Source organism: Marinobacterium sp. xm-a-127 (genome assembly GCF_013283425.1).
Taxonomy (GTDB): Bacteria; Pseudomonadota; Gammaproteobacteria; order Pseudomonadales; family Balneatricaceae; genus Marinobacterium_E.
In genome coordinates, this window is sequence record NZ_WBYH01000002.1 from 153,736 (window position 1) to 168,252 (window position 14,517).

The following is a 14,517-nucleotide window of genomic DNA, read 5'->3' on the forward strand; positions in this document are numbered from 1 at the left end:
GGTAGGTTAACATAGCCACTTCTAATGAGCGCTAGGTTTTTATGTCTTCAAATGTCACCCTCACGCAGGTTTTCAACAAGCTGCAAGATCGATTCAATTCTGACAACGCCAAAGGTCTAAATAAGACGTTTCAGTTCTCGTTGAATGATGCAGATTCATTCTACCTAACGATCGAGGATTCTAAGTTAGATGCCAACTGGGGTGAGCACTCCGACCCAAACATCACTATGATTATGGATGAAGCGACCTTCATTGGCGTTATTCAGGGTGAGATCGATGGCATGAGTGCTTTTATGAAAGGTCTGCTGCGCGCCGAGGGCGATGTCATGCTCGCCACCAAACTGGGCAAACTCTTTAGGCACTGATACCCAGCTATAGCTGCAAATCAACTTTGACGTGCAACCCAGTCGTCGATCAACGCTCTTGAGATAGCGAATTTGGGTGGCAGCACCACAGTGTGCAGCTCTTCCTTGGTAAACCAACGCCCTTCTAATATCTCACGACCATCAGGTTTAATGTCGCCACCGGCATACTGCGCAAAAAACGCCAACATCAGCGAGTCAGGAAATGGCCACTGCTGGCTTTTGAAGTAACGAATGTCGCTGATTTCAACACCTACCTCCTCTTTGACCTCTCGTGCTACCGCCTGCTCAGCCGTCTCACCGGCATCAATAAATCCAGCTAAAGTACTGAATCGATTGGGTGTAAACTTAGCGTTATGGGCCAACAAGATTCGATCGCCATCCTCAACGAGAGTGATGATACAGGGAGAGAGTCTCGGGTAAGCGTGATGCCCACAGTCAGTACATTTCAGGACCATCTCCGTCAAACCGAACGCCATACCCCCACCACAGCGACCACAAAACTGATGATTCACTCGCCAATTCAATAACTGCTGAGCTCTGGAGAGCAACTGATACTGGAATGGATCAGACCGTTCAAGTTCAGCTCGAAGATCCACCACTTTGGCACTGCCAGGTACCTCAGACATTCTGACCAACTCATAGCCCGGTAACACAGGGTAACGTTCGATCTCATACTCGCTGTCAAAGGATAGGGAGAGATCAATACGATCCAACACAACCCCTAGTTCTGGGTCAGCCAAGATCAGACGATTTTGATGGGCAATTAAGTATTTCAAGAAGACTCCCTAAAAACGGCAATGCTTATTTGTAATAGTTATATAAAACTAAAGTATTAAAACCGCAGTTTCCAAACTAAAGGAATAACCTTATAATCTTTGCGCTTTTTTGCTTTTGGGCAAATTAAAATAACTGTAAGGACCCTACATGAATCAATCAACCATGTCGGCAATTACCCGAAACTTTTTGGGCAACTCGCCAATTTGGTACAAGCAAGCAATCCTTTTCTTCCTTGTAGCCAACCCTATCCTACTTTTAACAGCTGGCCCTGTCGTAACAGGCTGGTTGCTAATTTTCGAATTCATTTTCACACTGGCGATGGCGCTTAAATGTTACCCACTTCAGCCGGGTGGTTTGATTGCGATTGAAGCGGTCGTGATCGGCTTAACCGATCCACATAACGTATACCACGAGATCAACGCCAACTTAGAAGTCATCCTTCTGTTGATGTTCATGGTTGCTGGTATCTACTTCATGAAGGACCTTCTTCTATGGGTCTTCACTAAGATACTGGTTAAAGTTCGCTCTAAGACAACGATCTCTCTACTTTTCTCTATCTCTGCAGCCTTCCTATCGGCCTTCCTAGACGCGTTGACGGTGACTGCTGTATTGATCAGTGTTGGTGTCGGTTTCTACTCGGTCTACCACAAGGTCGCTTCGGGCAAAAATAACGACTCGGCACACGACCATACGTCTGACCATGACGTTCATGAAGAGCGTCGCCAAGACCTAGAAAACTTCCGTGGTTTCTTAAGAAGTCTCTTGATGCACGGTGCTGTGGGTACAGCACTAGGCGGCGTCTGTACGCTAGTCGGTGAGCCACAAAACCTGTTGATTGCCCAGAAAGCTGAGTGGACCTTTATTGAGTTCTTCGTACGCATGGCACCGATCACTATGCCTGTACTGGCGGTTGGCCTTCTAACCGTTGTAGTACTAGAGAAGACCGGCACCTTCGGTTACGGCGCTAAATTGCCTGAGAACGTTCGCCAAATTCTGGTTGATTACGATAAAGATCAATCGGCTAAGATGACCAAGAAACAACGCGTTAGCCTAATCGTTCAGGCTGCAGTGGCAGTATTCCTAGTCATTGGTCTAGCCTTCCACTTGGCCCCAGTGGGCATGATCGGTTTGACCGTAATCATTCTATTGACCGCCTTTAACGGCATCACAGAAGAGCATCAGATCGGTAAAGCCTTTGAAGAGGCACTCCCTTTCACCGCTCTGCTGGTTGTATTTTTTACTGTAGTATCCGTGATTCACGATCAGCACCTGTTCCAGCCGATCATTCACATGGCACTTTCACTAGAGCCAAGCCAACAGCCGTCCGTCTTCTTCATTGCAAACGGTGTGCTATCGGCAATCTCGGATAACGTATTTGTTGCGACGGTCTACATTAATGAGATCCTAGCAGCATTGAATGCAGGTGATATCACTCGTGAACAGTTTGACCACCTAGCCGTTGCTGTAAATACCGGTACTAATATCCCATCGGTAGCGACTCCTAACGGTCAAGCAGCGTTCCTATTCCTGCTAACCTCTGCGATTGCTCCGTTGATTCGCCTCTCGTACGGTACGATGGTGTGGATGGCACTGCCTTACACGATTACGATGTCGGTAACCGGTCTGCTTGCAGTCATATATGCACTCTAAAATCTGACTTGAATAAAAGCCTGCCCTGCTCACGCTCGGCAGGTTTTTTTATCTTTAAAACTTCCCTCAGTCCTCTGAAGGCTATTGGCCGAGTAAAGAGATGTGCAATAATATCGCTTTAATTCTCTCATTAAGCAGTTTATATGACAGACCTACCCGCAAAAATCGCTTATCAGGGTGTTCCTGGTGCCTACTCTCACCTCTCTTGTACCCGTGTCCACCCAGAATTGGAGGCACACGCATGTGAGAGCTTTGCTGATGCAATGTTTATGGTTGAACGTGGTGAAGCGCGTTTAGCGATGATCCCACTTGAGAACAGCACTGCCGGTCGTGTCGAAGAGATCTACCGCTTAATGCCTAAGACTCAACTGCACATCATTGCTGAACACTTTGAGCCGGTTAATCACTGCCTACTCGCTATTCCGGGCACTAAAGTTGAGCAGCTAAAACGTGTTTGGTCACACCCCCAGGCGCTGGCACAGTGTGATGGCAACATTCGAGCACTAGGACTTGAACCTATCGCGGCACTTGACACGGCAGGCTCTGCGTCGGATCTTTCAGAGAATCCAGATCCAGAGCTAGGCGCTATCGCCTCTTCACTTGCTGCAGAACTCTATGGCTTAGATATCGTCAAAGAGGGTTTTAGAGACGTCGAAGGTAATACCACGCGCTTCTTAATTCTGGCACGTGACAGTAAGGTGCCGGAATACGATGCTGACAAAGAGTTCATGACCTCGATCCTGTTCACCGCTCGAAATATCCCAGCCTCGCTGTATAAAGCATTGGGTGGTTTTGCCACTAATGGCCTGAACATTCTTAAGCTAGAAAGTTACATGGCTTCGGATACGATGCAGGTCACCAGCTTCCACCTAGATGTAGCCTCGCACCCTCAAGAGCCAGCCATGCAGCTAGCCCTACAAGAGCTTCATTTCTTTGCTAAAGAGGTTCGCGTCATGGGCACCTATGCCGCACACCCATTCAGAAAGAGCAATCTAATCATTGAAGAGTAGCTTTATTCCGCACCGCAGCATACAGGATTGAGTCTTATAAATAAGTTGACTTAAAAATCAGCTTTTACATATTGTGCACCGCACAAATAAGACTTATATTTAATCCATGCCTAATGGATTAGGTAACGAACAAATCCCTTGTGTTCGTTTTCTTCATTTTTCATCGATTGAAGATTCCTTTTTAGCCCCGCAATGCGGGGCTTTTTTATGGCATAAATGTTTAAAGCGAATACCCAGCCTAAAGGCTGGCCATTGGCACTTTTTGGTCAGCAAAAAGTACCCAAAAACTGACCACGCTCACTCGGCCTGCGGCACGCTCCGTTCAATGATTTTTCACTGAAGTCCAATAGGACACTGCAAAGTCGGCTCCTGCCTCCGTTGCAGACTTCGGCCATCCGGGCCTCAGCCGATTGAACTCTTAACCGTGAAAAACCATCGTACTCACTCTCGATCGGACGTGGACAAATCGGCACGAGATTCGAGTTCGGCACTGTTGGAGCGGTCTTGAAAAGGCCGCGATTGGTACTAATTATAACTTTGCTAGTAGCACCGGTGTCTGGCTTTAGCCTGACATCCACTCTCTCAACGTCTTCCAGAAAGGTAGTAAAGCCTACTAGCGGATGACAGGCTGAAGGCCTGTCACCGAAAAGATCGCCACATCTTCGATATGGCTCCAACAGAAAAATCACTCTGCCTCAAAAAAGAAATCGACAGGGTAACTCTCGCCATCCTGTTCGGTAATGATCAAGCGAGCCTTCCAGACCATTAACCCCGTCGTGCAGACTGAAAGCTCGGTGACTCCCGACCAACTCTCACCATTGAATTTAATCGGTGTCTGGTTGATACCCATATACTCAGTGGTCCCTTGCAGATCGAGCCAGGCACTCGCAGGCTGCTGCCCATCGACTGTAAAGCTGAATGTCAGAGGCACTAGAGATTTTGCTGGCTTTGGATTCATGCTGAGGCTTAGCACCCTGCTCTTCTCGTTACCTGAAGGGAGCTCAATTAGGCAGGTCTCCAAATTAACATCGCAATCCGTTGTTATGGGATATCGCTCTAAAAAGCCACTCAACACCGATTGCAAAAGATAGACACTGACGCCCAGCGGCAGAATGATTAACAACGCCGTCAGGAGTGGCTTAATACGCTGCATTGAAACTAGTTTCCAACGTTAGCGGCATCGATATCCGCTTGCATCTCTTCTAGAATCCAGTCACGGAAGGCCATCATTGCAGGCGTTAGTCCATGATTCTTGCGGTAGACCAGATAGAAAGCGTTATGGCTATCCAAACTGATATCAAAGGGCGCGATTAAGCGACCACTCTCTAGCTCTCTGCCCAACAGAGCAGTATCTGCCAGTGCTATACCGATCCCTTCTGATGCCGCCGATACCGCCAACGAGGTGCTGGAGAAGGAGATGGTTTTGTTTATCTCAGTGATGGAGATCCCCTGTTCTTGGAGCAGCTTTGTCCACTCATGACTACGACCTGAGACATTAATCAAAGTGTGGTTTAGCATGTCTTTGGGTGTGTTGAGTGGATCTTTACCCTCAAGGAGTTTGGGACTCATGACGGGTGTCAGAAAGATATTACGCATCATATGCGACTCGATGCCTTTCCAATGGCCAGTACCATAATAGACAGCCATATCAGTCTCGGAGTTATCAAAGTCGATGTACTCAATAGAAGATTCAACTCGAAGCTCAACTTCAGGAAAGCGCTCTTGAAAACGCGTGATGCGTGGTACCAACCAACGTGTTAAGAAGGCTGGCGCGATGCTCACCTTCACCACGTTGGTATTAGGCGCTGCAACCAATCTGCGTGTCGCCTGCTCCAGTTCGTCTAAGGCTATCTGCACCGAGGGTAAATAACGCTCCCCTGCAGCCGTCAACGAAATGGTTCGCTTCTCACGTTTAAAAAGCTCAACACCTAAAAACTCTTCAAGTGACTTCAACTGATGGCTAACCGCCGATGGCGTGACACAAAGCTCTTCACTGGCGCGGTTAAAGCTACCATGGCGGGCAGCAGCATCGAACACACGAAGAGCATTAAGTGGTGGTAAGCGTCGCATAGAAGATTCCTGTAAGTGAATTTAACTCAACAATAAATCAAAAAAGGATCGTTTGTCGAGAGGCTTATACACCTTTAGTATGATCACAAATTGAACAGCGAAACGAATTAGAGGAAATGAACATGCCTTACACATACGCAACTGTAGATCTAGAAGCAGCAATCAAAGAAGCTCAAGCACTTCGCAGCCAAGCACTGGCTGAGTTGGTTGACACTACAAGCAAACGTCTAAGCCGTGTTTTTGTTAGCGAACTTCGCACAACTCGTGAATCAGCGCTAGCACGTCTAACTCAGGCTGCTTAAGCCTCCAAAGCATATTGCTCTTTGGCCGGTCAGACTCAGCTCTGATCGGCCTGTTTTCTCTCTCGGGCGACTCGCTCACTCATCTTGATCAACACTCGGCTTACTGCAACATTTGCGAACGCAGCCGTGACTGAAGTAACTGCTCCTAAGCCTCCAGAACAGTCTAAACGCACATCACTCTCACCAAAGTTTTTTGTTGCACAGACAGATCCATCCAACTGTGGATACCTAGCCTGCTCCTGCGAGAAGACACACTCGACACCAAATCGTTTACCGCTTCGACTGAACCCGAAATGGCGTTTCAATATTGAACGAACCTTAGCGGCCAGCGCATCGTGCTGAGTTTTACTTAGATCAGCTACTTCGATTTTAAGCGGATCAATGAGCCCACCAGCCCCGCCGGTAGTAACGATCGGAATCTTGCGGCGACGGCAGTACGCAATCATTGCTGCTTTAACACCGGCACTATCAATGGCATCGACGACATAATCAATCGGCTCAACCAACAGGTCGGCAAGATTATCTTGCGTCGCAAAACACTCATGCTCGTGAATAATTAAATCGGGATTAATCTCGCGCGCACGATCCGCCATCACCTGAACTTTTGAGGCACCTAAATTTGAGCTAACCGCATGCATCTGGCGATTCGTGTTTGAGACACAAATTTCATCTAGATCAATGAGGCTAAGCTCACCGATACCACTCCGGGCAAGCGCCTCTACCACCCAGGAGCCAACGCCACCTAAACCGACAACGGCAACATGAGCCTTGTGAAACTTTTCGAGTGAATCAGTGCCATAGAGGCGCCCAATACCTGCGAATCGATCAAGGTAATCAGAATTCATCGTCTGTAATCTCAGTCAGAACAACCTCTCCACACATCTGGCATTTCCCTTCCAGAAAGATAATACCGTGCAGTTCGTACTCAACAGGATCACTCATACCCAGATCCACTTTCTGACAATGGTCGCACCAGGTATGCAGTAGCAGCTCTTCACGATCCTCTTTGCTGCGCAGTGTAAAATCTCTAATGACTCGATCATCACTCATAACTTTTGTCTCATTAATTCTGGTTCTTAAGCCAATGTTCTGGCCAATAGTTGCCATTTTCAAGTTGCTTCAGCTTGTCGATAAAAGTGTTTTTGTTGAACCACTCACCTTCTAGAGGGGCTGACTCTATCTGAAAAGCCTCTTTTTGGTACTGAAATGCGATACGCCAAGCATGCAGGTAGGTACGATCAGAGGGCTGGCCATATCGCTGGTCACCGAGTATTGCCGCACCTTCACTTTTCAGGGCGACTCGAATCTGGTGCGTCTTACCGGTTTTAGGTCGACAGACGAAGAGACGTAAACCCGGCTCAATAGAGAGTGAAAAGAAGTCAGTAATAGCAGGGTTAGACTGAGTTTTGAGCAGCTTATAACTTCCATTGCGAGCTGCTGCCATATCACCTTTGATGCGACCCTGCTTTCGTTTCGGCTTCGATTGGCTTAGGGCGAGATAAGTTTTTTGAATCGACTGTTCACTGAACAGGTTTGATAGCTGCGCGGCTGCTTCGGCATGTTTAGCGAACAGAAGCACGCCCGATGTCACCTTATCTAACCGGTGCACCATCCAAAGCTTTAACCCAAACTGTTGTTCAGCAAGCAATTGAAGACCCAACTCTCCTGACTCAGAGTGCATCCCAACGCCTATCGGCTTGTAGATGGCCATAAAATCGGGGTGATCAAAAAGGCGTTGCAGCGTCACAGCCAACCCAACACCTGTTTAGCAAAGGGGATGGTCAGTTTTCGTTGCGCCTGCAATGAGGCTCGATCCAACTGATCAAGGTATTCATACTGTTTCGAAAGATCTCGCTCACCATGATTCAGTAGATACTGTGCAACCTCATCAGCCAACACCAAACCTCTTGCTGCGGCCTCCTGCTGAATCGCTTCTCGCTTCTGCTCATCCGAGAGAGCCTCCAGCTTAAAAGTCAGCCCCCAAGCCAAGCGTGAACGAAGGTCTGGAAGCTCTATTTGACTATTTGCGGGCGAATCCATACCACTGATCAACAATGAGTGGCCAATGTCTCGAATGCGATTGAATAGATGAAAAAGCGCCTCTTGCCAAGCTGAATCACCAATCACAGAGTCAACATCATCCAAACAGACCAACTGAAAAGATTCTAACCCTTCTAGCATCTCTATCGACAGTTCATCGGTTTGACTCAGTGGTAGATAGATCGCCGAAATACCGAGAAGCTCTGCCTCGTTACAGACTGCCTGAAGAAGATAACTCTTACCGGTATTCTCGCGACCGTATAGATAGACAAAGGACTCTTGAGACTGATTCTCTTGTATATTAATCAAACCCTTTAACGCTGGTATTAATGCACTCTGTTGGGACTGTACAAAACGAGATAGCTTAGCGTCACTGCGAAGCTGAACACCTAAAGGGAGTTGCTGAGGAGTATTCTGTGATGAGAGGGACATCAGACTGAGGGTTCATCCTGATCAACTGCGTGATGGTAAAGCGAACTCTGTTTATAGCCACTGTGAAGATGTGACAATAACACGCGAATAATAGCCGCCACCGGCAGCGCCAACAACACACCAATGAAGCCAAACAGCTGACCACCCGCCATAATCGCAAAAATGACCGCAACCGGATGAAGACCGATCTGATCACCGACGAGTTTCGGGGTCAGGACCATACCTTCCAGCAGTTGGCCGACCATAAAGACCGCTGCTACACCAAGAAGAATGGTCGGATCTTGGAACTGAACATAGGCCGCAACCGAAGAGGAGAGAATGCCAATGATCACGCCAAGGTAAGGAACGATACTCGCCAACCCTGCAATCAATCCTAACAGCAGAGCAAGATCTACCCCGAGAAGTGCCAGGCCTATCGCATAGATAACACCCAACACCAGCATGACCACTAACTGCCCTTTCATGAAAGCACCGAGGACAAAATCACACTCTTTTGCCCAGATAGAGACCTTAGGTTCTAGATTTCTTGGCAACAACTCAGCGATGTTTGCGACCATCGTGTCCCAATCTCTCAACAGATAGAAAGTGACGACTGGAATCAATACCAGATTGGCTAACCAAGCAGCGATAGCCAATCCAGACTGTGTAATAGAGGATATAAGAGCGGTCGCGATTGAACCGGTACTCTGCCAGTGTTGAGCCAACACGGCTGTAATTTGAGCCAGATCCGGTTTAGCAATGGACAGACCTAAGTTAGCTTCAATCAGAGGGATCAACTCGTTGTTAACCAGTTCGATAACTACTGGAATTCGCTGAGCGACAATCTGAATTTGATGTGACAACTGTGGTATCAGCAGCAGTAATGCACCCACCAGAACCAAGGCTAAGGAGGTAAATACAACAATGACGGCCGGGGTTCGACCCATGCCTTTTGCCTCTAATCGATCAGCAATAGGGTCTGATATGTATGCCAATAGAGCACCCGCAACAAAGGGACTTAATACCGGTGCCAATAGATATAGAAGGATTGTGATAACAATTAGAACTGAGAGAATAAACCAACGCTGCTGCATTATTCGATCACTTCTTCAATTGATGGAGTGATTTCTGCCTCAGGCACAAGAGTAGCATCACTATCAGTAGACAAAGGCTCTAATAAGGCTTCAAGGGTTGCTGGCTCTTCCAGCTGAAAGGGTTTGTACTGGTAAGCATCAATACCCGTCTCCTCTAACCAAGATTGCTCAACCAATAGAGCACTCAGTTCGGCAAGCCCGAGATCAGAACCCACCACTAAACGGATTTCAACGTCGTTCATCTGTGACACATACAAAAATTTAACACCCTCTGTCTCACGTAGTTTACCTGTCACTCGTAACAGTGAAGAGAGATCATCCAGACCTGTCACGCTGATCTCATGACCAGTGTGTTGATAGTTACTGGAAACAATCGCAGAGCTCTGTGTGGGTAAAACGGGCGCAGCGGTTTCAACAGCCGAGATAACCGGAGGCGCAACCTGATCTACCTGAGCCGTTGGAGCCTCAACCCTTTCCGGTTTAATCGATTCTACGTCTGCGGTGTTAGCATTGGGCTGCTCGACTATTTCATCAGCGGTGGAGCGCTCATCAATGGCCGGACCCGCCTCTAAATCCAGTTGCATTTTTAGCCAACTCACACCCAAGGCAAGCCCATCGCTGGTCACGGAAGTACGAAGATTTTGACCTACACCCTCTTTAATAAATCGCCAATTGATACCACCCTCGTTCAATTGCACGAGCACTGCAGCACCATTTCCGGTGCCGGCCGCACTGCGTTGAAGTGTTTCATCAATGGCTTTGCCCTGAACCAGTTGAGGGTAGAAGAGTGGCCCGACGCCAAATTCACTGGGCAGTGCGACTGAGATAGATTCAGATCGACCTTTTTCGACCAAGAATTGCACCCAACGAGCACTCTCCTGCTCAGCTTTAACCGGCGATTCGCGCCCATCAACTGGCCACAATAGTAGATCTTTAGCCACCGCACTCACTGAGCAAGTCAGTAGAGCTGAAGCTAGAGCTAGAACCTTGATTTTCATTAAATGGCGAGACATCAAAAAACCTAAGAAAAAATCATCGCTAAATTTGCTAAGAACTGTAACACACAATAGCTCAGCGGTGCGCAAACTGATAGAATTCACAACCTATTAAATTCGCTTTCACCCCTGAGGTTAAACACAGATGTCTAGCAATACCAATACCCCTTCAATCAGCTACAAAGATGCTGGAGTCGATATCGATGCAGGTAACGCCCTTGTCGAGAAAATAAAAGGTGTTGCTAAACGCACAGCCCGTCCAGAAGTGATGGGTGGTTTGGGTGGCTTTGGTGCTCTGTGTGAAATCCCGGAGGGTTACCGCCAGCCAGTACTGGTCTCCGGCACCGACGGTGTCGGTACTAAACTGAAGTTGGCCATGGATCTTGGCCGTCATGACACCATCGGTATCGACTTGGTGGCTATGTGTGTTAATGACCTAGTCGTTGCTGGTGCAGAGCCTCTATTCTTCCTTGACTACTACGCAACAGGCAAACTGAATGTCGATATGGCAGCAGACGTTGTATCCGGTATTGGTAAAGGGTGTGAACTGGCCGGTGCCGCACTGGTTGGTGGTGAAACAGCCGAAATGCCAGGCATGTACGAAGGCGACGATTACGATCTAGCCGGCTTCTGTACTGGCGTTGTCGAGAAATCAGAGATCATTGATGGTACTAAAGTACAAGCTGGTGACGCTCTAATCGCACTGGGTTCATCGGGTCCTCACTCAAACGGTTACTCACTGATTCGTAAAATTCTTGAAGTGTCTAACGCTGACCTAAACCAACCAATGGGTAAGGGTACGCTCGCAGATGCACTGATGGAACCTACTCGCATCTACGTTAAATCGGTTCTTGAGCTGATCTCGAAGGTACAGGTTAACGCTCTGTCTCACATCACCGGCGGTGGCCTTCTAGAGAACATCCCACGCGTACTTCCTGAGAGCGCAAAAGCGGTGATCGATACCAATAGCTGGGAGATTCCAGAAGTATTCCGTTGGATTCAAGCCGGCGGCAACGTTGATCAAACAGAGATGTACCGCACCCTAAACTGTGGCGTTGGCATGGTGATCTGTGTTCCTGGCAGCGAAGCTGATAAGGCCATTGAGATCCTATCAGCCGCTGGCGAAGAGGCTTGGTTGATCGGCTCTATCGCAAACGCTGCCGCGGGCGACGAGCAAGTTGAGCTGGCAGGTATGAGCCACTAACGATGAAGAACATTGTAGTTCTAATCTCAGGGTCGGGATCGAATCTACAAGCCATCATAGATGCTACTGCCAACGACCAGCATTGCCGAGTTGTTGGCGTTCTCTCAAACAGAGAGAGTGCCTATGGTTTAGAGCGCGCTAAAAAAGCCGGTATAGAGACAGCTGTGGTTGATCATACCCATTTCGATTCACGCCTTGCGTTTGATAGTGCACTGATGGAGCAGATCGATGCATGGCAAGCGGACCTCGTGGTATTAGCTGGCTTCATGCGGATCTTGACCGACGAATTTGTTCAGCACTTCAGCGGTCGACTTCTCAACATCCACCCCTCTCTTCTGCCTAAATATAAAGGCACCAACACCCATCAGAGAGCATTGGAGGCTGGCGATACAGAGCATGGCTGTACGGTGCACTTTGTCTCAGAAGAGCTGGACGGCGGAGCTGCCATCATTCAGGCTGCTACCGACATCGAGCAAGGCGACACTGTTGATTCATTGATCCAAAAAGTGCATCAGCTAGAGCATCAAATCTACCCACTTGCAGTCTCTTGGTTTGCCTCTGAACGCATCACTCTAGAGAACAACCGAGTCTTTCTAGACGGATCACCTTTGGGTGAAACAGGCTACCTTTACCGAGTGTAAATGAGGATTAATGGGAAGATGAGAAGTTGGGTAGCACTGTTATCGATACTTCTTATCGGCCCATCCTTTGCTCAACCTACCCCTTTTAAAGCCTCTTATAGTGCCAACATCGATCTTTTAATTGATGTTCCAGTGACTGCGACACGAGAGCTCGTTAAAACCTCCACAGGAACCTGGCGATTTACCAACAGAGCCTCAGCGTTTATGGCCAAGCAGAGCGAAACCAGCGAGCTCAAATTCAGTCATGGTGAGTGGTCACCGCTCTTATACAACTACGAGCGCAGTCTGTTTGGTCGCTCACGCTCTATCTCAGTTGACTTTGATGAGGCTGGAGGCCGAATTACGACACTGGTCAATGGGGACCCCTGGAATCAACCTTGGGAGAGTGCAGTTCAAGATAGGCTCAGTTACCAGCTTCAACTCAGAGAAGATTTAAAGTCAGGGCGGCAACAACTTGACTATAGAATCGCTGATGGTGGGCAGATCAAGAGCTATCAGTTTAATCGGCTTGGCGAGGAGTTACTGAAAACCCCTGCAGGAACTTTTCTATGTGAAAAATTGCAACTGGTTAGGGCCGGCCAACAGCATACGACTCTTATCTGGATGGCAAAAGAGCTCGACTACCTCACCATACGTTTAATCCGAATCGATGCAGACGGCAAAGAGCACCTTCTTAACTTAAAATCCGTGGAATTTTATGATTGATTTAAAGACCCTATCCGATCAACTGTTAGAGCTTGAAACCGTCTCACTGGACAACCCTGATCAGCTGTTTGCGATCTCCTATATCAGGGGGCATATCGATCTACTTCATAGCCAAGATGCAAAACTGAATCTAGCTCAATTGATCACTGAGATTACCGAATCATTCAAGGTCGACAAGATGTCAGCAACCGATCAATCACTTGTTTTAGAGCTGTTGAATTCATTTTAATTCTTAGACTCTACACCTTCGAATAAATCCCCTTTACATCCCCCGTCGTAATTGACAATTCGCAAATTAAGAGTAGGATACTTACCTTAAGCTATAAGCATATAACTAAAGTCGAGACAGACCGTTAATTGCACCTTAAAAGCTAGATGGAGCATCCAATGCAGCCTATCGTTAAAACCTTCTTTGATGAACCCACCTTTACCTTCAGCCACGTTGTTTCAGACTCTGAAACGAAAGAGTGTGCAATTATCGATTCCGTTCTCGATTTCGATTACGCGTCAGGTAAAACTGATCGAGTATCAGCCGATCAAATCATCACCTACATAAAAGAAGAGGGACTGCAGACCAAATGGATTCTTGAAACTCACGTTCATGCCGATCACCTATCTGCAGCACCCTATTTAAAGGATCAACTGGGCGGCACCTTAGCCATTGGTGATCACATCACTGTAGTACAAGATGTTTTCGGCAAAGCGTTTAATGCCGGTACAGAATTCGAACGTGATGGCAGCCAGTTTGATCATCTATTCAAAGATGATGAGTCATTTAATATCGGCTCAATCGCTGCAAAAGCGATCCACACACCCGGACACACCCCTGCTTGTATGAGCTATTTAATCGGTGACGCTCTGTTTGTGGGTGACACCTTATTCATGCCTGACTACGGAACCGCGCGTTGCGATTTTCCTGGGGGCGATGCAACAACCCTCTACCAGTCGATTCAGAAGCTATTCACCCTACCGGATGAGACCCGTGTCTTTATGTGTCATGACTACAAGGCACCTGGTCGTGATGAGTACCAATTTGAAACCACCATCGGTGAAGAGCGCCAGCACAATATTCACGTCAGCGTAGAGCATGATCAGGCTGACTTTATTCAAATGCGTGAATCACGTGATGCAACACTTGATATGCCTCGCCTGATTCTGCCGTCGGTTCAAGTCAATATGCGTGCTGGTCACCTGCCACCGGCTGAAGATAACGGGCAGCGCTACCTAAAAATTCCGGTAGACCTTTTCTGATT

General features: G+C 47.8%; 18 protein-coding genes. 9 read left to right on the forward strand and 9 right to left on the reverse strand.

The window, feature by feature from the left end:
* Positions 1-41 precede the first annotated feature (41 nt).
* The gene (locus XMA127_RS04865) at positions 42-365 is read left to right on the forward strand and encodes an SCP2 sterol-binding domain-containing protein (protein ID WP_173495414.1); all 324 of its coding nucleotides are present in this window, start codon (positions 42-44) and stop codon (positions 363-365) included.
* A gap of 20 nt (positions 366-385) precedes the next feature.
* On the opposite strand, the gene nudC is transcribed toward XMA127_RS04865, so the two are convergent.
* A complete protein-coding gene (gene nudC / locus XMA127_RS04870; protein WP_173495413.1) occupies positions 386-1,141 on the reverse strand; it encodes an NAD(+) diphosphatase in 756 nt (251 codons plus the stop codon).
* A gap of 148 nt (positions 1,142-1,289) precedes the next feature.
* Between nudC and nhaB the strand changes: the two genes are divergently transcribed.
* Together nhaB and XMA127_RS04880 are read left to right on the forward strand one after the other, a co-directional pair.
* Positions 1,290-2,792 (forward strand): sodium/proton antiporter NhaB, encoded by a 1,503-nt coding sequence (gene nhaB / locus XMA127_RS04875; RefSeq protein WP_173481532.1) that lies wholly within the window; start codon positions 1,290-1,292, stop codon positions 2,790-2,792.
* Positions 2,793-2,935: 143 nt separating this feature from the next.
* Entirely contained in the window at positions 2,936-3,802 is an 867-nt protein-coding gene (locus tag XMA127_RS04880; RefSeq protein ID WP_173481533.1) for a prephenate dehydratase, read from the forward strand.
* A 685-nt stretch (positions 3,803-4,487) separates the two neighbouring features.
* On the opposite strand, the gene XMA127_RS04885 is transcribed toward XMA127_RS04880, so the two are convergent.
* Positions 4,488-4,955, reverse strand: a complete 468-nt coding sequence (locus tag XMA127_RS04885; protein ID WP_173481534.1) for a hypothetical protein — start codon at positions 4,953-4,955, stop codon at positions 4,488-4,490.
* 5 nt (positions 4,956-4,960) lie between these two features.
* Positions 4,961-5,872 carry a transcriptional regulator GcvA gene (gcvA, locus tag XMA127_RS04890; RefSeq protein ID WP_173481535.1) on the reverse strand — a complete coding sequence of 304 codons (912 nt, stop codon included), beginning with the start codon at positions 5,870-5,872 and terminating at the stop codon, positions 4,961-4,963.
* Positions 5,873-5,994: 122 nt separating this feature from the next.
* Here gcvA and XMA127_RS04895 point away from each other — a divergent pair, with 122 nt between their 5' ends.
* A complete protein-coding gene (locus tag XMA127_RS04895; RefSeq protein ID WP_173481536.1) occupies positions 5,995-6,174 on the forward strand; it encodes an RSP_7527 family protein in 180 nt (59 codons plus the stop codon).
* Positions 6,175-6,209: 35 nt separating this feature from the next.
* Here the strand turns inward: XMA127_RS04895 and tcdA are convergent, their stop codons facing one another.
* From tcdA to XMA127_RS04925, 6 genes are read right to left on the reverse strand one after another with little or no spacing between them, the layout of a single operon-like run.
* On the reverse strand, positions 6,210-7,019 hold the full coding sequence (gene tcdA, locus XMA127_RS04900) for a tRNA cyclic N6-threonylcarbamoyladenosine(37) synthase TcdA (RefSeq protein WP_173481537.1): 810 nt from the start codon (positions 7,017-7,019) through the stop codon (positions 6,210-6,212).
* Positions 7,009-7,224, reverse strand: coding sequence for a hypothetical protein (locus XMA127_RS04905; protein WP_173481538.1), 216 nt, complete (start codon positions 7,222-7,224; stop codon positions 7,009-7,011). Before XMA127_RS04905 ends, tcdA begins: the two co-directional genes overlap by 11 nt.
* A gap of 13 nt (positions 7,225-7,237) precedes the next feature.
* Positions 7,238-7,921 carry a TIGR01621 family pseudouridine synthase gene (locus tag XMA127_RS04910; protein ID WP_173481539.1) on the reverse strand — a complete coding sequence of 228 codons (684 nt, stop codon included), beginning with the start codon at positions 7,919-7,921 and terminating at the stop codon, positions 7,238-7,240.
* The gene (hda, locus tag XMA127_RS04915; RefSeq protein WP_173481540.1) at positions 7,918-8,646 is read right to left on the reverse strand and encodes a DnaA regulatory inactivator Hda; all 729 of its coding nucleotides are present in this window, start codon (positions 8,644-8,646) and stop codon (positions 7,918-7,920) included. Before hda ends, XMA127_RS04910 begins: the two co-directional genes overlap by 4 nt.
* Positions 8,646-9,719 carry an AI-2E family transporter gene (locus XMA127_RS04920; protein WP_173494366.1) on the reverse strand — a complete coding sequence of 358 codons (1,074 nt, stop codon included), beginning with the start codon at positions 9,717-9,719 and terminating at the stop codon, positions 8,646-8,648. The genes hda and XMA127_RS04920 overlap by 1 nt, the downstream gene beginning before the upstream one ends.
* The gene (locus XMA127_RS04925; protein ID WP_173481542.1) at positions 9,719-10,732 is read right to left on the reverse strand and encodes a hypothetical protein; all 1,014 of its coding nucleotides are present in this window, start codon (positions 10,730-10,732) and stop codon (positions 9,719-9,721) included. The genes XMA127_RS04920 and XMA127_RS04925 overlap by 1 nt, the downstream gene beginning before the upstream one ends.
* Positions 10,733-10,859: 127 nt before the next feature.
* On the opposite strand from XMA127_RS04925, the gene purM reads away from it, so the two are divergent.
* The 5 genes from purM (at position 10,860) to XMA127_RS04950 (ending at position 14,515) form a co-directional block, all read left to right on the forward strand.
* Entirely contained in the window at positions 10,860-11,918 is a 1,059-nt protein-coding gene (gene purM, locus XMA127_RS04930) for a phosphoribosylformylglycinamidine cyclo-ligase (protein WP_173481543.1), read from the forward strand.
* A 2-nt stretch (positions 11,919-11,920) separates the two neighbouring features.
* Complete coding sequence (purN, locus tag XMA127_RS04935; RefSeq protein ID WP_173484276.1) at positions 11,921-12,559, forward strand: phosphoribosylglycinamide formyltransferase; 639 nt, start codon at positions 11,921-11,923, stop codon at positions 12,557-12,559.
* An 18-nt stretch (positions 12,560-12,577) separates the two neighbouring features.
* Positions 12,578-13,264 (forward strand): DUF3108 domain-containing protein, encoded by a 687-nt coding sequence (locus XMA127_RS04940; RefSeq protein ID WP_173481545.1) that lies wholly within the window; start codon positions 12,578-12,580, stop codon positions 13,262-13,264.
* Positions 13,257-13,493, forward strand: coding sequence for a YfcL family protein (locus XMA127_RS04945; protein WP_173481546.1), 237 nt, complete (start codon positions 13,257-13,259; stop codon positions 13,491-13,493). The genes XMA127_RS04940 and XMA127_RS04945 overlap by 8 nt, the downstream gene beginning before the upstream one ends.
* 158 nt (positions 13,494-13,651) lie before the next feature.
* On the forward strand, positions 13,652-14,515 hold the full coding sequence (locus XMA127_RS04950) for an MBL fold metallo-hydrolase (RefSeq protein WP_173483162.1): 864 nt from the start codon (positions 13,652-13,654) through the stop codon (positions 14,513-14,515).
* Positions 14,516-14,517: the final 2 nt, after the last annotated feature.